Consider the following 18,785-nt stretch of genomic DNA (forward strand, 5'->3'; position numbering starts at 1 on the left):
CTGGCTCCCCTAGCGCAAGCGGACATAGCCGGCTTTTTCAATTGCCGCTTGACCCTGATCCGTTAATAACAGGGCTGCATAGGCACGACCGGCTTGGGCATCCGGGCTATTGTCATCCTTAGTAATGACAAACAGACGACGGGTGAGGGGGTAACTGCCCTCCTGAAAGGCGCGATAGTTCAGCGTATTCCGTCGCTGTGGACATTGAGACGGATCCACATAGGGCTCCTGATAGGGGGGAACATACTGATTGGGCTGCCGCCCCAAGGGCAAGGGTCGCACACTACACTGACCAACAATTTCCGGTGCCGAGGCATAGTAAATGCCGCCGGGGGTCGCCCCCACCCGCCGTAGGGCATCTGTGGTATCCCGCACCATCACCACCTTGGGACTGAATGGCTGGTTCCCCAAGACATCTTGGACGAAAAACTCTACCGTTCCGCCATCTTCCAGCCGCCGTGAAAAGGGAGTAATGGCTAGATTCGAACCGCCCACTTGGCTCCAGTTCGTGAGTTTTCCGGTATAAATATCAACCACTTGCTGTACCGTGAGGCCAGGAATCTGGAGGTTGGGATTGACAGCGATCGCGATGCCATCGATCGCCACCGGTAGTTCCAGCAATTTTATCCCTTGGCTCTGCGCCTGCTGCCGCTCCTGTGGATTGAGGGAGCGCGAGGACTGGGCAAAGGCAAGTTGATTATTGAGAACCATGCGAATGCCACTGCCCGAGCCTGGCGTGCCGGTGGGGGGGTTGGTGTAGCGCAGGCGAAAATTGGGCCAAGCTAACTGAATCAGGGGATCGACATCGCGGCGAATCGGTGCCCACGTCGTACTGCCCCCGTATTGAAACGTACCACTGGGAACATTGCTGACATCGCTGAAATTCGCAGCCGCCATCTCTGGCGTACTCTGGGGCACCCCCAAGTTTTCAGTCACCTGTTCAAGGGGATTTTGATTGCCCAGTAACCGAATCACGAGCACCGCCCCCACCCCCAATAGACCACAGGTGAGGACAAGAGACACCAGCAAAGGCAGCAGGTTGCTATTGCGAGACATGGCAAAACCAGTCAAAACTCTGACCCTAGCCTAGCTCAAGGTTGTCCCCACACTGATCTTTTTTTAGCCAATGTTTAGGTTTAGACGCCGTGGTGCAGGGTTTTTACCCACTTGAGACGCTTCGCCCGTACGGCCATACGCAGCGTCGTCGTACTCACCACTGGTAACCAATGGAGCATATAGAGGGTTCCCCGCAAACTTTGCCAAAAGAGTTGCCAGATGCTCACCGATTGTGCCTGCGGAATGCCCCGCAACATCCCCACCATCGAAATCGTAAAGCTCAGTGTCGTCAGGGGTACTAGCATCGGGCTGCGGTGACGCAGTAGAGCCATCAGCAGGTCGGGAATTGTGGCCGTGGGAATGGCGTATTTGATCAAAAACCAGCAGAGCACATCCCAACTTTTTTGCCAGCCAAGGCGATTGCGCAGCAGCGGTTGCCAGTAGTCCAAGTAGCTTTGATAGCCCCCTTCAGCCCAGCGGTTGCGTTGGTGCCACAGCGCCACGAGTGTGGTCACCCCCTCCTCCTGTACCGCTGGATTCATCAGCACGTCAATCTGCCAGCCATGGAGATGCAGCTTCAGACTGAGATCCAGATCGTCAGTAATGGTTTCTTCATTCCAGCCGCCACAGCGCTCTAGAGCTTGCCGCCGCACAAATTGGCCATTGCCCCGCAATTCCCCCATACCCCCGCAGGCGACCCGCTGCTGTTGATAGTAGGCATCGAGGATCATTTCTGCCGCTTGGCCTTGGGTCAGCAAATTGATATTGGCATTACTGATGGCTTTGCGCACTTGCACCGCGCCGACACTGGCCACCTGAAAGCGGTTGACCACCTGTTGCAATAAATCTTGAGGGACGGTGGCATCGGCATCAAAGACACCAATAATCTCCCCCCGCGTCAGGGGCAGGACTTGATTGAGGGCACCGGACTTACCCCCGCCCGCCCCCGGCAGCCGCCGCAGCACTTTGAGGTGAGGATATTGCTTTTGTAGTTCACTCAAAATATCGGGGGTGCGATCGCTACTGTTGTCATCAATAATCCACACCTCGTAGTGGGGATAATCCAAGCGGCAAAGGTTTTTGACGAGGCGACCAATCACCGCCTCTTCATTTTTGGCAGCCACCACTAGGGACACCATTGGCTGCACACTTTCTGTGGCCTCTAATGCAGGTAGCGTTTGTGGCTTGGCTCGCCAGTAGCGCAGTGTTTGCAAGCTCATTAGCAGCGTTAGGGCATAGATCAGCCAAATGCCACCCACAATCAGATGCAGGGCGATCGTGCTCCCCCAAATCAGAGAAAGCGCTAGGAAAGCCTTGCGACGGCGACCCTCAGAACGCGGTTGTAATGGAGGACTCTCTGGGGCATCAACCCACTCCGACAGGAGTTCGTCGAGGGGATCGGCTTCGTTGTAGAAACTGTTTTCGGGCCAGGAATTCTCCGGCATAGGTCACCTGATTGAGAAACCAGTACTTATCCACTCCCTTAAAGAAGCTGGGAATGAGATAACACCACACTGTGCAGCCTTCGCAGACGGAGAGTCGGCCTTGGGAGCGGCGATACTCCTCTACCACCTCGGAGGACTTGTACAGCTCGTACAGGCGACCGTTGATGGGGACTCCCTTCTGCGCAAAGTGGTAGCACGGTAGCAGCAACTCATCATTGGGGGAAATGGCAATGACTGCATCCACCGCCTTGCAACGGGGATTTTGGGTATTGTTTCCCCCCGCACGGATGAGGGCTAATGCTGCCTTATTGTAACCAACATTGTTATACTTCTTCGCATTTTGTTCAATGTGGTCGGCAATTTCAGGGGTGGGGTTCTTCTTGTCGTTGTAGTGTTCATGGGCGGTAAAAGCGGGATTCAACCAAACCCGTACCCCTAGACTTTGGGCAAATTCGGCCACCTCACCAATCCGTTCATAATTTTGAGCAGTGACGGTGTGATTCAGCACTGGATATTCACCAAGCTCAAGGGCAATTTTGACGGACTCCACCAACGTGTCAAAAATTTTCACGCCCCGCGACTGATCATGGGTGGCCGCATCAGGCCCATCGAGGGAGAAGTTCAAGAAATCCACCAAGCCCTGAATTTCCCTAGCACGGCGGGGATAGAGAATCGTGTTGGTCGTCATGCTGGTGATGAAACCCAGACGCTTGGCTTCACGGTAGATGGCTGGGGCATCGGCACGCAGCAGCGGTTCACCCCCCGTAAAGTCCACATATTTGACCCCCAAACGTTTCAAATCGCGGAGATTGGTTTGGATGGCGCTAAAATCAGCTTCTTTGCCCGGTTCCAGTGCCCAAATGTCGCAAAAGTGGCAGCGGGCGTTACAGCGGTAGGTCAGGTAGTAGTTAGCAACCAGTGGACGCATTGAGTCTCTTCCTTAACGAATTCAAGCAAGGCCAAAATGAATAAAGCAGTCAATGAGTTTATGCAAGCAATTGAAAAATTTCTAGACAAAACTTCATCAGAGTTTGAGTTGCTGAACAGTTTAGCACTCTGCTGAGCTGAGGAATGGAGATCTATCCCTGAAGCGGCTGCAAGTTTAGCAATGCTTATTATTGATAAATATTTTTTATATTAAAAGCGTATTGCTATTTGCCTAGATTATCTTTTACCGTGAGGGTATGCGCAATTGTGAGGATAGCCCCATGAATCAACGCCTTGCCCAACGCACGTCTACTTCATTTAACGACCAAAATCCGTCAGTGGCTAATGACTTATCCGATCACAACGCCAGCGATCGCCCACCGCATTTGCCGCCTTATTCCAGCCCAATCTCCCTTTGCCCGCACCCTCTGCTTCTTGGGTCGGCCAGTCATCACCATTCCCCTCTGTGTAAACTCAATCCCTTTTATGAAGAAGTCGTGATGCTGCGGTTTCGTGCCCTCACCGACCTCAGCAATGTCTGGCAAGAGGACATCAGCCAATACGTCTAGGCAGCGAGGAACTTGCAGTTGCTATACGATTAAAATGTATAGCTTTGTATCCATGGTGCCCGTCCCATGCTGAAAGCCCTCTTTGGCGATCCCAATCAGCGCAAGATTAAAAAGTATCAGCCCCTTGTGGTCGAAATTAACCTGCTGGAGGAACAAGTTCAGGCTCTCAGCGATAGTGAGCTACAGGCAAAAACGGCTGAGTTTCGGCAGCGACTCGACAATGGCGAGACCCTCGATGATTTACTGCCCGAGGCCTTTGCCGTGGTGCGCGAAGCCTCACGACGGGTACTGGGGATGCGCCACTTTGATGTCCAGCTCATCGGTGGCATGATTCTCCACGATGGCCAGATTGCCGAAATGAAAACGGGGGAAGGGAAAACCCTCGTGGCCACGCTGCCGGCCTACCTGAATGCCCTGACGGGGAAAGGGGTGCACATTGTTACAGTCAACGACTATCTGGCACGGCGGGATGCGGAATGGATGGGGCAGGTGCATCGCTTTCTGGGTCTGACGGTCGGGCTGATTCAGCAGCACATGGCTCCCCAAGAGCGGCAGAAAAGCTATGCCTGCGATATCACCTATGCCACCAACAGCGAAATTGGCTTTGACTACCTGCGGGACAATATGGCTACGTCCATGGCTGAGGTGGTGCAGCGTCCCTTCAACTACTGCATCATTGACGAGGTGGATTCGGTACTGATTGACGAAGCCCGCACGCCCCTGATTATTTCAGGTCAAGTGGAGCGTCCCACCGAGAAGTACCTCAAGGCGGCTGAAGTTGCCCGCCTCCTGAAAAAGGACGAGCACTACGAGGTGGATGAAAAGGCTCGTAATGTCCTCATGACCGATGAGGGGTTTATCGAAGCTGAAAAACTATTGGGGGTGAGCGATCTCTATGACCCCCAAGACCCTTGGGCACACTATATCTTTAATGCCATCAAGGCCAAGGAACTCTTCCAGCGGGATGTGAACTACATCGTCCGCAATGGTGAAGTGGTGATTGTCGATGAATTCACGGGACGAGTCATGGTGGGTCGCCGCTGGAGTGATGGCCTGCATCAGGCGATCGAAGCCAAGGAAGGCCTAGAGATTCAAAATGAGTCCCAAACCCTCGCCACAATTACCTACCAAAATCTCTTTTTGCTCTATCCCAAGTTGGCGGGGATGACGGGGACAGCCAAGACGGAAGAGGCGGAATTTGAGAAAATTTACAAGCTGGAAGTGACGGTGGTGCCGACCAATCGCCCCAGCCAGCGGCGGGACTTTCCCGATGTGGTCTATAAAACGGAGCGGGGCAAATGGCTGGCCGTGGCCTCTGAATGTGCCGAGGTTCATGCTACGGGTCGCCCAGTGCTCGTGGGTACCACCAGTGTTGAAAAGTCGGAGCTACTGTCGCAACTGCTGCGGGAGTTGGACATTCCCCATAACCTGCTGAATGCCAAACCTGAAAATGTGGAGCGAGAGTCGGAGATCATTGCCCAAGCCGGCCGCAAGGGCGCAGTGACGATCTCAACCAACATGGCAGGCCGAGGCACCGACATTATCCTAGGGGGGAATGCCGACTATATGGCACGCCTCAAGGTGCGGGAATACTTTATGCCTCGCATTGTCATGCCCCCCAGTGACGACCCGATGATGCTATTGGGGCTGAAAATGGATCGCGGCGGTGGCCAAGGCTTTAGTCAGGCGGCGCAGAAAAACTGGAAAGCCTCACCGGGACTCTTCCCCTGCGAAATTAGTAAGGAGGCGGAAAAGCTGCTGCGCCATGCGGTGGATGTGGCGGTCAAGACCTATGGTGAGCGCAGTCTGCCGGAGTTGCAGGCGGAGGATATGCTGGCGATCGCCTCGGAGAAAGCACCGACCCAAGACCCTGTGATTCAAGCCCTGCGGGATGCCTTTAACCGTATCCGCGAAGAATATGAGGTGGTCACCAAGAAAGAACATGAAGAAGTGGTCGCCCTCGGTGGTTTGCACGTGATTGGGACAGAACGCCATGAATCGCGGCGGATTGACAACCAGTTGCGGGGACGGGCAGGACGCCAAGGTGACCCCGGATCCACACGCTTTTTCCTGAGCTTGGAGGATAACCTACTGCGCATCTTTGGGGGCGATCGCGTCGCCAGTATCATGAATGCCCTGCGCGTTGACGAGGATATGCCCATTGAGTCGGGACTCCTTACCCGCAGCTTGGAAAATGCCCAGCGCAAAGTGGAAACCTACTACTATGACATCCGTAAGCAGGTCTTTGAATACGACGAGGTGATGAATAACCAGCGGCGTGCCATCTATGCTGAGCGGCGGCGGGTGCTGGAAGGGGAAGACCTCAAGGATCGGGTGCTGGAGTACGCCGAAAAAACCATGGACGACATCATTGCCGCCTATGTCAATCCCGATCTGCCGCCAGAGGAATGGGATTTAGAGGGCTTGGTGGCCAAAGTACAGGAATTTGTCTATTTGCTGTCGGATCTGCGCCCTGAGCATCTGGCTCATCTCAGCGTACCGGAGATGCAGGCGTTTTTGCATGAGCAAGTGCGCACCGCCTACGAGCAAAAAGAAGCAGAAATTGAGCGCATTCAAACGGGTCTGATGCGACAAGCGGAGCGGTTCTTTATCCTACAACAGATTGACCTGCTGTGGCGGGAGCACCTACAACAAATGGATGCCCTGCGGGAGTCGGTCGGCCTACGGGGCTATGGTCAAGAGGATCCCTTGGTGGAGTACAAACGGGAGGGCTATGAATTGTTCTTGGACATGATGGTGATGATTCGCCGCAATGTCGTGTATTCTCTCTTCCAGTTCCAGCCCCAAGTGGCACCGCCCCCAGAGGAGGTGTCCTCGTCCTCAGATCAGGCCTAGCCGAGTTGCCCAAAATTGATCCTTGTTGCTCTGGAGCAATCTGTAGCGCTACGGGGTCAACTATACTGGCAGAGTTTCAGTGGGCAGGGTGTGGCGTTAAGCGTGTTGGCAAGATCGGCTTCTCGGGTTGTTGGCAGTGGGATTGCACTTGCGATCGCTAGCTCCAGCGCCAATATCGCATTACCTCAGGAAATTCAAGGCGATCGCCTGAACTTAAATGGCCGCGACTACCCCGTGGCTTGGCAGCAGTGGCGCGATAACCAAAATCAACTGCGCACAGGGATTAGCGATGGTGGCCTTGCCAATCGCTTGGGGGTGCTCCTTGGGGATACTACAGACCCGTTTCAGCAACCAGTGGCTTGGTTTCAGCCGCAATTTAGCCCCTTGGCGGTGCGCTTTAGCCCCAACGGCATGTATCGCTACTTGGACATTACACCGTGGATTGAGCAATATCAGTGGCAGGTGCAACCCCAAGGGAATACGCTCCAGATCAGTACCCCCCCGGCACGGATTCTCAGTTGGCGGCAGGGACGACAACCGTGGGGCGATCGCTGGGTCTTTGAATTAGACCGCCCCACCCCTTGGCAAATCAATCGGCTCACCTTTAGCCGCACAGGTCTTACCCCTCGCGATCTCAGCCTGACGATTGAGGCGACGGGACAATTGGCCACGATTCCCAATGTCAAAATTACCGCTACCCCCAATCGCACAGTACTGGAAACACAAATTCCCGGCACGGCTCGCCCAGTGGCCTCAATGCTGCTCAATCCACCGCGTCTGGTGATTGATTTTCGCAGGGATGCGCCCCCCCCGCGTACGATTCAATGGGCACCGGGGCTACGTTGGCAACAGCAAACCGTGACCCTCGGCAGTCGTCAGTTTCCTGTGGATCTGCTGATCATTAACCCTCAGCAGCCGGGGCTGCGTCTGCGTCCCCTCGGCATGACCCCCACAACCTTGGTGGGCTTAGCAACGGTGCCCGAACTGGCTCAACGCTGGCAAGCCGCCGCCGCCATTAATGCTGGATTCTTTAATCGCGATCGCCAAGCTCCCTTGGGGGCCATTCGCAGTGAGGGCAACTGGCTCTCAGGCCCGATTCTCAATCGCGGTGCCATTGGCTGGGACGATCGCGGCCAGATGGTTGTCGGTCGCCTGAGTTTGCAGCAGCGGGTGAGGACGCCGGCCGGTACGGTGCCCATTGTCACGTTCAATTCTGGCTATGTCCAAGCCGGTCTTGCCCTTTATACCCCCAGTTGGGGCGCGAGCTACCAAGGGAAAACGGGCAGCGAAGTGGTGATTACGGTGCGCAATCAGCAGGTGGTGGGGCAGCAACCGATCCATAACAATCAAGCGATTCCTATTCCCGCAGATGGCTTTCTACTGGTGGCGCGTAACTTTAATTCCGCCTTGGCCAACTTCCCACCGGGAGCTTCCGTGCAACTGGAAACCACGGCTGTGCCCGCTGTGTTTAATAGCATTCCCAATATTGTTGGTGCAGGTCCCCTACTGGTGGATCAGGGGCGAGTGGTCTTGAATGCGGCACTGGAGCAATTTGGAGCAGGTTTAGATGCGCAGGCAGCCCCCCGCAGTGCCATGGGCAACCGCAGTGATGGCAGCATTGTCTGGGTCACCACCCACAACCGTATTGGGGGTATGGGGCCAACCCTCGCCGAATGGGCACAAATTGTGCGGCAGTTGGGCTTGATCAATGCCGTCAATCTGGATGGTGGCAGTTCCACGGCTCTCTACATTGGTGGGGTCTTGGTGGATCGCCATTCGGTGACAACAACGCGGGTCAATAATGCCATTGGGGTCTTTTGGCAGCCAACCCCCTAAAGATAGGCCAAGGGATCGCTGGGTTCGCCATTGAGGCGCACTTCAAAGTGGAGGTGGGGGCCTGTTGAGAGTCCCGTCGAGCCAACTTCAGCAATGGGCTGCCCCTGTTGCACGAATTCACCTTCTCGTACGAGCAATCGCTGGGCATGGGCATAGAGGGTCGTCATGCCGCCGCCATGATCCAAAATCACGGTTTGGCCGTAGCCCCCTGACCAACCGGCAAAGATCACGGTGCCCGCTTCAGCAGCAAAGATGAGGGTGCCAAAATCTGCCCCAAAATCCACCCCAGCATGAAATCGCCGTGTGCCTAAAATTGGGTGAATCCGCCAACCAAAGGGACTGGTCAGCGGTGCTTGAATGGGGTAGGCAAGACGACCACTGCGGGGAAGGGGTGGGGCGCCCCTAGGGACATAACCGAGGCGTTGGTTAATGAGCTGCTGAATGGCGGCACTATCACGGGCGAGTTGGGCTTCAATGGAGGCAAGGGCTTGGCGATCGCTCCGTAGGCGAGCAATGAGTTGCCGTTGGTTTGCAGCTTCGCGCTCATAGATGGCCTGTTGCTGTTGCAGTTGTTGGCGTAGGGCTTGAATGAAGCGCTGTTGCACTTGAATTTGTCGCTCCTGCTGCTGAAGTCGCTCGCGATCGCGAACCAAGGCGGCCAAGTGCTGGCGATCGCGCTCATAGACCTGACGCAGACGCCCCTGCTGCTCAAACCAATCGTTAAGGGTTTCCGCCTCAAAGACCATTGCCCACTGGGGAATCTCGCGGTAGCGTTGGAGCCACCGCAGGCGATCGCTAATCACGGCCACGCTGGCTTCGTAGCGCTGGCTGAGGGTTTGTTGCTGTTCCTTGAGGTCTTTGAGCAGTTTTTCCGCTGCTTGCAGGCGATCGCTGGCCGCCATTAATTGCTGCGTTGTCGTGTCCACATTGGTTTCCAAACTCTCAAGGCGATCGCTCGCCGCTGCCTCAAGGCGTTCGAGTTGTTGACGCTGCTGACCCACCGCCTGCTGGTGCTGCTGATGTTGTTGGATCACCCGCTGCCAATACGCCAAGTTTTGGGAGGGCGCCGTTGCCCAAGCCGCCAAAGTCACGCCTAGCATCACTAGCAGCCCAAGGCAAAGGTATAGCCCGTTGCGGTATTGCTTTGGCATTGACCTTCCCCAACACCACCCTACAAAAATACCTTCAAAAATTACGCTGCTGTGAGTCGCATTATCCAACCTTTGCTGCCTGCTGCAGAAAGCGAATCGCCCACTGCGGATGGCCGCCCCAATGGAGATGGAGATAACTGGCGTGGAGTTGAGAACTGCCCCAGCCCTCGGCTTGACCGTCCAATTGCCACAGCGGCGTTGGCGGCGGCACACTCAAACAGGAATAGTGAAATTCATGGCCTTGAACCGTCTCTCCTGCCCGCAGACACACCGTTGTTTGTAAAGCCGTGGCTTGGCGATAGCCGAGGGTGAGTTTTTTACCCATGCGGGCAACCGTCGGCAAGTATCCCACCAAAGGATAGTAGTGTCCCTCACAGGTTTGGATGCCTTGGCTGAGGTACATGAGGCCACCACACTCGGCATAGAGAGCTAAGCCCCCTTCAATGGCCTGCCGCAGTGATTCAAGGAACGAGTGATTCGCCGCTAGCTCTGGGGCAAACACCTCTGGAAAGCCACCCCCCAGGATCAACCCCTGTAGACCGGTGGGCAAGGGGGCATCCCGCAGGGGTGAGACCGGAATTAACGTTGCCCCTAAAGCGTGGAGCAGATCAAGAGTGTCAGCGTAGTAAAACTGAAAGGCGGCATCTTGGGCAATGCCAAGGGTGACTGGAGTCAGGGGGGAAACGCTAAAAGGGGGGGCTGCGGGGGTGGGGGCTGGGGCAAGGAGTGGCGTGAGGCGCTCCCAGTCAAAACAGGTGTTTCCTAAATGGGCAAGGCGATCGCCGAGGTGCTGAAATTCCCCTGATTCCTGGGGCGGCACTAAGCCGAGGTGGCGACTGGGGAGTGCCAAGGCCTGATCGCGATAGATGATGCCGAGAATGGGCACCCCAAGGGGGGCAAGGGCAGCTTCTAACATTTGCCGATGGCGATCGCTGGCCACCCGATTCAAGACCACGCCAGCAATCTGGAGGGAGGGATCATAGTGGCAAAAGCCATAGACCAAGGCCGCCACGGAAGCTGCCTGTTTTTGCACATCCAAAACCAGTAGGATGGGAGCCTGCAAGAGTTGGGCAATGTGTGCCGTACTGCCCTCATGGCTGCCCCCTCGGCCATCAAATAGCCCCATCACTCCCTCAATGAGCACTGCATCCATCCCCTGACTGTAATAGCCCACACAGGCGCGGACATAGTCAGCACTGGTCAAGACCACGTCAAGGTTACGGCAAGGCCGGCCACTGATAGCACTGTGAAACAGGGGATCAATGTAGTCAGGCCCCACCTTAAATGTTTGGACGCGCTGCCCCCGTGCCGTTAAGGCTGCATTCAAGGCCAAAGCAACCGTTGTTTTGCCGACACCACTGCGATCGCCCGCTATCACCAATGCCATCGTTAATCCCGTTCCCCAAGAAAAATCAATCTATGGCCACAATCCATCGCAATGCCTGCATTCCAAGGAGATTCCCTGCCCCAGCCGCCGTGAGAGCGCCCCCCACCCCTGTAAGATAGGAGACTAAGCGTGCAGTCAACAGTTGGGTCAAGGTCTATGACAGCGGTAACTTCGGTGCCCAGTTTCTGTGAAGGAATCCAGTATTTTGGCGACGATTGGCCAGACTGGGATCGCTATGGTCAAACACCGCTTCTGAATGCCCAACAGCCTGCCCTTACCGACTTAGACGCCACCGAGGCCGCCTATCAAACGCTGCTCTATGCCGATGCCCTCCGCTATCTGATCTTACAGATGACCGGCAGTAAAGCCTCAGGTCACCCCGGCGGGTTTGCCAGCCAAGCGGAAGCCTATGCCGCCCTAGTGATGTTGGGGCACAAGAATATCATCACGGAAGTGGGGCACCATGCCCCCGGCTTCTATGCCGCCATGTTCTTGGATCGCTCCCTCGAAAAGATGGGCATTTATACGGTTCAAGACCTGCGCGATCGCTTCCGCGAAAAACATGGCCTTCTGGGTCATCTCTCTGGCTATATTCCGGGAATTCTTGCCCCCGCCGGCCCCCTCGGACAGGGGCAGCACTTTGCCATGGCCGCTGCTTGGTTGCACCGCCAGACCCTCTTTCCCTTCACCTTAGGCGATGGCGGTCTGGGGGAACCCTACGTCATGAGCAGTATGGCCCACTTCCACACGGCTTTCCCAGAGGTCACCAACTTCCTGCCTGTCCTCGTGTGGAATGGCTTTAGCCAAGAGCACCACAGCATGGTCTCCCGCAAAACCAATCCCGAAATGATGGCCTACTGGCACGGCAATGGCTTCCAAGAGGTGGTGCTGGTGGATGCCAAGGACTTTGATGATAGCGACCAAGAGGGGGATTACGTTGATAGCACGCTCTTTTCCTTTGGTCAGCGATTGGCCTTCATGCAGGCGGTGCTCAAGGGGGTACAGGAGGCGGCGCGATCGGCTCTCTCCGGCAAGTTAACGGTCTTTATCCTCAAGCAACTGAAAGGCGCCGGCGTGCATGCCAAGGGGGCAAAATCCCATAACCTCTATGCCCAGCACACCCTCGACAACCCCGATATTGTCAATGCCCTGAAAGCCCGTGCCCTGTCTCCCGCTGCTTGGGAACTGGTGCGCCAAAACTGTGTTGCTGCGGCCGGTGGGCCTGCGGCAGAGGTGGTGGTCACTGAGCAGGTCTTAGATTTACCGCCCCTTGGGGAGATTTCCCTTGAGGCCTATGCCTTGGGGGAAAACAAAGTAGCCACAACGGCGATGGGGCGCATGGTGGCAGAAGTGGGACAGCGCGATCGCCGCTATCTGGTCACGAATGCCGATGGCAATGAGGCCTCTGGCATTGGCAACATCAACCAAGCCCTGAAGATCATTCACCCGACCACGGATCCCCTCTACAATCAAGTGCCCAATGGCCAAGTCTATGAACCCCTCAGCGAAGATGCCTGTGCCGGTCTAGCGGCAGGGCTTTGCTTGATGGGCAGCCGCAGTCTTTGGTGCTCCTATGAGTCCTTTGCCATTAATGGTCTCCCCATTTGGCAAACCGTCACCCAAGCCATGGCAGAGCTGCGCCGTCCGACGCCAGCCACAGTAACCCTCTTTACCGCCGGTGCCCTTGAGCAGGGGCGCAATGGCTGGACGCACCAACGCCCAGAAATCGAAGCCTACTACGCTGCCCTATTGCGCAATGGCAATGTCTTTGTCCTCTTTCCGCCGGATGCCAACAGCATTCAAGTGTGCTACCGCTGGGCACTCACAGCACAAAACAAGGGGATTGCCATCTTTGCCAGTAAAACACCGCTGCCGGTGCGCACCACGTTTGCCCAAACCGAACAGGCCCTTGATGAGGGCGCGGTAACCCTCTACGAGTCTGCTAGTGGTCGTGCCACATTGGTGCTAGCGGTGCTAGGGGATATGATTTTGCAGCCCGTGTATAGTGCCCTACCCCAGTTGGAACAGCTCGGCTATCGGGTGCGCATTGTCTCGGTCATTAACCCCCGCCGCCTATATCGGCCTACGGATGTGGCTTGGCAAACCTGTGCCGAACCCGATGGTGGCTTTGCCGATGAGGCCACCTTCCAACGACTTTTTGGTGGTGATGCCCTTTTGGGAGTCACGGGCGGGCCTGCGGCACTGTTGGAGCCAATTCTTTTGCGTGCCACCTGTCCCCGCGATGTCTTGGCTTGGCAACGGGGAGAAACGACGGCTAGCCCCGCCGAACTCATGGCCTACAATGGCCTCACTCCCGAAGCGATTTGCGATCGCGCCCGTTCACTGCTGAAGTAAGTGCCCATGACTGCTGCCCATCAAAAAGCCCGTGCCCTCAAGCCCGGCAGCCCTCGCCCCGCCAAAGCCCTCTGTAGCGAGTGTGGTCTTTGCGACACCTACTATATCCACTACGTCAAAGAGGCCTGTGCCTTCCTCAATCAGCAGTTTGAGACTCTCGAGCAGCAAAGTCATGGCCGTGCCCGTGATCTTGACAATTGGGATGAGTGCTACTTTGGCGTTCACCAGCAGATGATGGCGGCTCGCAAAACCGAACCCATTGCGGGGGCGCAGTGGACGGGCATCGTCAGCAGTATTGCCATTGCCATGCTGGAGTCGGGGCGGGTTGAAGGGGTGGTCTGCGTTCAAAATAGCGAGAGCGATCGCTTTACCCCCAAGCCCGTGATTGCCCGCAGCCGTGAAGAGATTCTCGCTGCTCGCGTCAATAAACCGACCCTGTCTCCCAATCTATCGGTTCTCGAGCAGGTGGAACAATCTGGACTCAGGCGGCTGTTGGTGATTGGGGTTGGCTGTCAAATTCAGGCGCTGCGAGCCGTACAGGACAAACTGGGTCTTGAAAAGCTCTACGTCCTAGGCACTCCCTGCGTGGACAATGTCACCCGTGCCGGTCTGCAAAAATTCCTAGAAACCACCAGCCGATCGCCCGCAACCGTCATTTACTACGAGTTCATGCAAGACTTTCGGGTGCATTTCAAGCACAGCGACGGCTCCACGGAAACCGTGCCCTTCTTTGGCCTCAAGACCAATCAACTCAAGGATGTCTTTGCCCCCTCCTGCATGAGTTGCTTTGACTACGTGAATGGCCTTGCCGATCTGGTCGTGGGCTACATGGGCGCCCCCTTTGGTTGGCAGTGGCTGGTGGTGCGCAACGAGCTTGGCCAAGAAATGCTTGACCTCGTGCGCGATCAGTTAGACATTCAGCCTGTTACGAGTGCCGGCGATCGCCACGCTGCCGTGCAACAAAGCATTCCTGCCTACGATAAAGGCGTCACGCTCCCCATGTGGGCGGCGAAACTAGTCGGCCTAGTAATTGAGCGCATTGGTCCCAAAGGGCTTGAATATGCCCGTTTTTCCATTGACTCCCACTTCACCCGCAACTATCTCTATGTGCGGCGCAACTATCCCCAAAAACTGGCCGCTCACGTGCCCGCCTTTGCCAAAAAAATTGTTGATCAGTATCAACTCCCTGCCCAATAATCCCGACAAAAAAAGCCCCCCCTGTGGGGAGCGATATTTGGACTTATCACTAGAGCGGTTTAGGAGCGACCTGTTTAGGCTTCAATGCTTGGGGCAATCATCGCCACAGGAGCCGATTCACCGCTTGCCAAGTCGAGGGGGAAGTTGTGGGCATTGCGTTCGTGCATCACCTCAATACCAATGTTGGCGCGGTTGATGATGTCGGCCCAAGTATTGATGACATTCCCTTGCGCATCCACAACGGAGTGGTTGAAGTTGAAGCCATTGAGGTTAAAGGCCATCGTGCTAATGCCAAGGGCAGCAAACCAGATGCCCACCACTGGCCAAGCAGCGAGGAAGAAGTGCAGCGAGCGGCTATTGTTGAAACTGGCGTATTGGAAGATCAGCCGACCAAAGTAACCGTGAGCTGCCACGATGTTGTAGGTTTCTTCCTCTTGACCAAACTTGTAGCCATAGTTGGTGGATTCGGTTTCGGTGGTTTCACGGATCAGGCTGGAGGTCACCAGAGAACCGTGCATAGCGGCAAACAGGGCACCACCAAAGACACCCGCCACACCCAGCATGTGGAAGGGGTGCATGAGGATGTTGTGCTCAGCTTGGAACACAATCATGAAGTTAAACGTACCGGAAATGCCCAGCATCAGGCCATCGGAAAAGCTGCCTTGACCAATGGGGTAGATCAACAGCACAGCCGTTGCCGCTGCCACGGGAGCTGAGAAGGCCACGGGAATCCAAGGCCGCATCCCCAGACGGTAGCTGAGTTCCCATTCCCGACCCATGTAGCAGAAAATGCCGATCAGGAAGTGGAAAACAATCAGTTGATAAGGACCACCGTTGTAGAGCCACTCATCGAGGGAAGCAGCATCCCAGATCGGGTAGAGGTGTAGCCCAATGGCATTAGAGGAGGGCACCACTGCCGCTGTAATGAGGTTGTTGCCATAGAGCAAGGAGCCAGAGACAGGCTCACGGATACCATCAATATCCACGGGGGGTGCCGCAATAAAAGCAATGACAAAGCAAATCGTTGCGGCAAGGAGCGTCGGGATCATGATCACCCCAAACCAGCCAATATAAAGGCGGTTTTCTGTGCTGGTAATCCAATCGCAAAAACGCTCCCACAGATTCGCTGTCTGACGACGTTGCAGAACTGTAGTCATAGTCGTTATGAATCCATGAATAACAACAGAACTTAAGCAGCAGCAACGAACGCTGCAAGCTCCTATTTATTGATTATATGGTTATATTTCTGAGCGGCAAGGGGTTTGAGGTCGGCTTTTATAGAATCAAAAGACCTTTGTCTATCCATTGACTTTTATCAATCTTTTAGATTGACGTTGGGCGGGTAGCAGCGTCTCTGAGACGTGGTTTCTTACCGTGTTGAGCGTGTTAATGCCTGTGGGCTATAACGCAATAAAAAACCGCCCCTAGGGCAGGAGCGGCTGTGTCAAAGTTCAGCAGATGAGTGTTGCTTAGCTGTTGATGCTGGGAGCAATCATGGCCACAGGAGCAGATTCAGCGCTAGCCAAGTCGAGGGGGAAGTTGTGAGCATTGCGCTCGTGCATCACTTCCATACCCAAGTTGGCACGGTTGATGATGTCTGCCCAAGTGTTGATCACGTTGCCCTTGGCATCAATGACCGAGTGGTTGAAGTTAAACCCGTTGAGGTTGAAGGCCATCGTGCTGATACCCAGAGCGGTGAACCAAACCCCGACCACCGGCCAAGCGGCGAGGAAGAAGTGCAGCGCACGGCTGTTGTTGAAGCTGGCGTATTGGAAGATCAAGCGACCAAAGTAACCGTGGGCAGCCACGATGTTGTAGGTTTCTTCCTCTTGACCGAATTTGTAGCCGTAGTTGGTGGATTCCGTTTCGGTGGTTTCACGGATCAGGCTGGAGGTCACCAGAGAACCGTGCATGGCGGAGAACAGTGCGCCACCAAAGACACCGGCCACACCCAATTGGTGGAAGGGGTGCATTAGGATGTTGTGCTCAGCTTGGAACACAATCATGAAGTTGAAGGTACCGGAGATACCGAGGGGCATCCCGTCGGAGAAGCTGCCTTGACCAATGGGGTAGATCAAGAAGACCGCAAAGGCAGAGGCCAAGGGAGCGGAGTAGGCCACGCAAATCCAAGGCCGCATACCGAGGCGGTAGCTGAGTTCCCACTGGCGCCCCATGTAGCAGGAGGCACCCAACAGGAAGTGGAAGACAATCAACTGGTAGGGGCCACCGTTGTAGAGCCACTCATCGAGGGAAGCAGCTTCCCAAATGGGGTAGAAGTGCAAGCCAATGGCGTTGCTGGTGGGCACCACTGCACCAGTGATGATGTTGTTGCCATAGAGCAAGGAGCCAGAAACAGGCTCACGAATGCCATCGATGTCCACAGGGGGAGCAGCGATGAAAGCAATCACAAAGCAAATGGTTGCGGCCAGCAGGGTGGGGATCATAATCACACCGAACCAGCCCACATAGAGGCGGTTATCGGTGCTGGTCACCCAGTTACAAAACCGCTCCCACAAATTCGCGCTTTCGCGACGTTGGAGAGTTGTGGTCATAGTCGTGATAAGTCCAAATATATTTCCCGTTACAAACCCTTGAAAACAGTTATAAACTGCAAGGGCTTAAGCATTAACTTAATATTTGCCCCAAGGGATCGGGGAGAGGCCTAAATTATTGTTAATAAAGCTAAATAAGCAGTTGTATTTATTTATTTTTCTTAATGATTTTATTTTCATTGATTGCGAGCGATCGCCCCCCCCTGAGGACAAGCTCAAGGGTTAAGATATTTTAAGCAACCGTGTTTAGGGCAGGGCCTTCCCATGCGCGTAATTTTAATGACTGGCAAAGGTGGCGTTGGTAAAACCTCAGTGGCGGCAGCAACGGGGTTACGCTGTGCTGAGTTGGGGTACAAAACGCTGGTGCTGAGCACCGATCCCGCCCACTCCCTTGCTGATAGTTTTGACCTTGAATTGGGGCATGTCCCTGTGCCCGTCGCCGAAAATCTCTGGGGAGCGGAACTCGATGCTCTCATGGAACTGGAGGACAACTGGGGTGCGGTGAAGCGCTACATTACCCAAGTCTTGCAGGCGCGCGGGCTAGAGGGCGTTCAAGCTGAAGAATTGGCGATTTTGCCGGGGATGGATGAAATTTTTGCCCTTGTGCGCATGAAACGCCACTATGACGAAGGCCAATACGATGTCTTAATTATTGACTCTGCCCCCACAGGTACGGCACTGCGGCTGTTGAGTCTACCCGAGGTGAGCGGCTGGTACATGCGCCGCTTCTATAAACCCCTACAGCGGATGTCCGTGGCCTTGCGACCGATTGTGGAGCCAATTTTCAAGCCCTTGGTGGGGTTCTCTTTGCCCGATCAAGAGGTGATGGATGCGCCCTATGAATTCTATGAGCAGATTGAAGCCCTTGAAAAAGTCCTCACCGACAACACCCAAACCTCAGTGCGCTTGGTCACCAATCCAGAAAAGATGGTCATTAAGGAGTCGCTGCGCGCCCATGCCTATCTCAGCCTCTATAACGTGGCCACCGACTTAGTCATTGCAAACCGTATTCTGCCGAACACGGTACAGGATCCCTTCTTTGCCCGCTGGAAAGAAATGCAGCAGCAATACCGTCAAGAAATTCACGACAATTTCCGCCCGCTACCGGTGAAGGAAGTGCCCCTGTTTGCTGAGGAACTCTGTGGTTTAGCGGCACTGCACCGCCTGAAGGAGACCCTCTACGCTGATGAAGATCCAGCTCAGGTTTATTACCAAGAGCAAACGATTCGGGTGGTGCCCAGTGATGGCCAGTACAGCCTTGAACTCTATCTACCGGGGGTACCCAAGGAAAAAATTGAACTGAACAAGACGGCAGATGAGTTGAATATCCGCATTGGTAACCATCGTCGTAATATGGTGCTCCCCAAAGGATTAGCAGCACTGCAACCGGTGGGCGCGAAAATGGAGGCGGACTACCTGAAAATCCGCTTTGCTAGTGCCACCAGTAGCTAATT

General features: G+C 55.1%; 14 protein-coding genes. 7 read left to right on the plus strand and 7 right to left on the minus strand.

Going from position 1 to position 18,785, the window contains the following annotated elements; all coding sequences use genetic code 11:
* Nucleotides 1-9: 9 nt before the first annotated feature.
* The 3 genes from RHH81_RS00925 to RHH81_RS00935 all read right to left on the minus strand — a co-directional run bounded on the left by RHH81_RS00925 (nt 10) and on the right by RHH81_RS00935 (nt 3,429).
* Complete coding sequence (locus RHH81_RS00925) at nt 10-1,056, minus strand: PstS family phosphate ABC transporter substrate-binding protein (RefSeq protein ID WP_206200667.1); 1,047 nt, start codon at nt 1,054-1,056, stop codon at nt 10-12.
* Nucleotides 1,057-1,136: 80 nt separating this feature from the next.
* Nucleotides 1,137-2,501 (minus strand): glycosyltransferase family 2 protein, encoded by a 1,365-nt coding sequence (locus RHH81_RS00930; RefSeq protein ID WP_310743237.1) that lies wholly within the window; start codon nt 2,499-2,501, stop codon nt 1,137-1,139.
* Nucleotides 2,422-3,429, minus strand: a complete 1,008-nt coding sequence (locus RHH81_RS00935; RefSeq protein WP_206200669.1) for a radical SAM protein — start codon at nt 3,427-3,429, stop codon at nt 2,422-2,424. The genes RHH81_RS00930 and RHH81_RS00935 overlap by 80 nt, the downstream gene beginning before the upstream one ends.
* Before the next feature lie 344 nt (nt 3,430-3,773).
* Here RHH81_RS00935 and RHH81_RS00940 point away from each other — a divergent pair, with 344 nt between their 5' ends.
* From RHH81_RS00940 to RHH81_RS00955, 4 genes are all read left to right on the plus strand, one after another.
* Nucleotides 3,774-3,929, plus strand: coding sequence for a Mo-dependent nitrogenase C-terminal domain-containing protein (locus tag RHH81_RS00940; protein ID WP_255521475.1), 156 nt, complete (start codon nt 3,774-3,776; stop codon nt 3,927-3,929).
* A complete protein-coding gene (locus RHH81_RS00945) occupies nt 3,893-3,997 on the plus strand; it encodes a Mo-dependent nitrogenase C-terminal domain-containing protein (protein ID WP_255521522.1) in 105 nt (34 codons plus the stop codon). The genes RHH81_RS00940 and RHH81_RS00945 overlap by 37 nt, the downstream gene beginning before the upstream one ends.
* 66 nt (nt 3,998-4,063) lie before the next feature.
* Nucleotides 4,064-6,853 (plus strand): preprotein translocase subunit SecA, encoded by a 2,790-nt coding sequence (secA, locus tag RHH81_RS00950; protein WP_310743238.1) that lies wholly within the window; start codon nt 4,064-4,066, stop codon nt 6,851-6,853.
* Between the two features lie 102 nt (nt 6,854-6,955).
* Nucleotides 6,956-8,689, plus strand: a complete 1,734-nt coding sequence (locus tag RHH81_RS00955; RefSeq protein ID WP_310743239.1) for a phosphodiester glycosidase family protein — start codon at nt 6,956-6,958, stop codon at nt 8,687-8,689.
* Here RHH81_RS00955 and RHH81_RS00960 read toward each other — a convergent pair.
* Both RHH81_RS00960 and RHH81_RS00965 read right to left on the minus strand, forming a co-directional pair.
* Nucleotides 8,686-9,840 carry a peptidoglycan DD-metalloendopeptidase family protein gene (locus RHH81_RS00960; RefSeq protein ID WP_310743240.1) on the minus strand — a complete coding sequence of 385 codons (1,155 nt, stop codon included), beginning with the start codon at nt 9,838-9,840 and terminating at the stop codon, nt 8,686-8,688. The genes RHH81_RS00955 and RHH81_RS00960 overlap by 4 nt on opposite strands.
* 61 nt (nt 9,841-9,901) lie before the next feature.
* Complete coding sequence (locus tag RHH81_RS00965) at nt 9,902-11,227, minus strand: cobyrinate a,c-diamide synthase (RefSeq protein ID WP_310743241.1); 1,326 nt, start codon at nt 11,225-11,227, stop codon at nt 9,902-9,904.
* A gap of 156 nt (nt 11,228-11,383) precedes the next feature.
* Here RHH81_RS00965 and RHH81_RS00970 point away from each other — a divergent pair, with 156 nt between their 5' ends.
* Complete coding sequence (locus RHH81_RS00970) at nt 11,384-13,582, plus strand: phosphoketolase (protein ID WP_206200674.1); 2,199 nt, start codon at nt 11,384-11,386, stop codon at nt 13,580-13,582.
* A gap of 6 nt (nt 13,583-13,588) precedes the next feature.
* Entirely contained in the window at nt 13,589-14,779 is a 1,191-nt protein-coding gene (locus RHH81_RS00975; RefSeq protein WP_206200675.1) for a Coenzyme F420 hydrogenase/dehydrogenase, beta subunit C-terminal domain, read from the plus strand.
* A gap of 74 nt (nt 14,780-14,853) precedes the next feature.
* Here RHH81_RS00975 and psbA (RHH81_RS00980) read toward each other — a convergent pair whose 3' ends face one another.
* Nucleotides 14,854-15,936, minus strand: a complete 1,083-nt coding sequence (gene psbA / locus RHH81_RS00980) for a photosystem II q(b) protein (protein ID WP_206200676.1) — start codon at nt 15,934-15,936, stop codon at nt 14,854-14,856.
* Between the two features lie 312 nt (nt 15,937-16,248).
* Complete coding sequence (gene psbA / locus RHH81_RS00985; protein WP_206200677.1) at nt 16,249-17,331, minus strand: photosystem II q(b) protein; 1,083 nt, start codon at nt 17,329-17,331, stop codon at nt 16,249-16,251.
* 264 nt (nt 17,332-17,595) lie between these two features.
* On the opposite strand from psbA (RHH81_RS00985), the gene RHH81_RS00990 reads away from it, so the two are divergent.
* Nucleotides 17,596-18,783, plus strand: coding sequence for a TRC40/GET3/ArsA family transport-energizing ATPase (locus tag RHH81_RS00990; protein WP_310743242.1), 1,188 nt, complete (start codon nt 17,596-17,598; stop codon nt 18,781-18,783).
* Nucleotides 18,784-18,785: the final 2 nt, after the last annotated feature.

The organism is Thermosynechococcus sp. PKX95 (assembly GCF_031583295.1).
In the GTDB taxonomy this organism is placed as follows: domain Bacteria; phylum Cyanobacteriota; class Cyanobacteriia; order Thermosynechococcales; family Thermosynechococcaceae; genus Thermosynechococcus.

Coding starts and splice junctions, on each gene's coding strand:
- RHH81_RS00925 (WP_206200667.1), bottom strand. CDS start 1,056: ATGTCTCGCAATAGCAACCTGCTGCCTTTGCTGGTGTCTCTTGTCCTC.
- RHH81_RS00930 (WP_310743237.1), bottom strand. CDS start 2,501: ATGCCGGAGAATTCCTGGCCCGAAAACAGTTTCTACAACGAAGCCGAT.
- RHH81_RS00935 (WP_206200669.1), bottom strand. CDS start 3,429: ATGCGTCCACTGGTTGCTAACTACTACCTGACCTACCGCTGTAACGCC.
- RHH81_RS00940 (WP_255521475.1), top strand. CDS start 3,774: ATGACTTATCCGATCACAACGCCAGCGATCGCCCACCGCATTTGCCGC.
- secA (WP_310743238.1), top strand. CDS start 4,064: ATGCTGAAAGCCCTCTTTGGCGATCCCAATCAGCGCAAGATTAAAAAG.
- RHH81_RS00960 (WP_310743240.1), bottom strand. CDS start 9,840: ATGCCAAAGCAATACCGCAACGGGCTATACCTTTGCCTTGGGCTGCTA.
- RHH81_RS00965 (WP_310743241.1), bottom strand. CDS start 11,227: ATGGCATTGGTGATAGCGGGCGATCGCAGTGGTGTCGGCAAAACAACG.
- RHH81_RS00970 (WP_206200674.1), top strand. CDS start 11,384: ATGACAGCGGTAACTTCGGTGCCCAGTTTCTGTGAAGGAATCCAGTAT.
- RHH81_RS00975 (WP_206200675.1), top strand. CDS start 13,589: ATGACTGCTGCCCATCAAAAAGCCCGTGCCCTCAAGCCCGGCAGCCCT.
- psbA (WP_206200676.1), bottom strand. CDS start 15,936: ATGACTACAGTTCTGCAACGTCGTCAGACAGCGAATCTGTGGGAGCGT.
- psbA (WP_206200677.1), bottom strand. CDS start 17,331: ATGACCACAACTCTCCAACGTCGCGAAAGCGCGAATTTGTGGGAGCGG.
- RHH81_RS00990 (WP_310743242.1), top strand. CDS start 17,596: ATGCGCGTAATTTTAATGACTGGCAAAGGTGGCGTTGGTAAAACCTCA.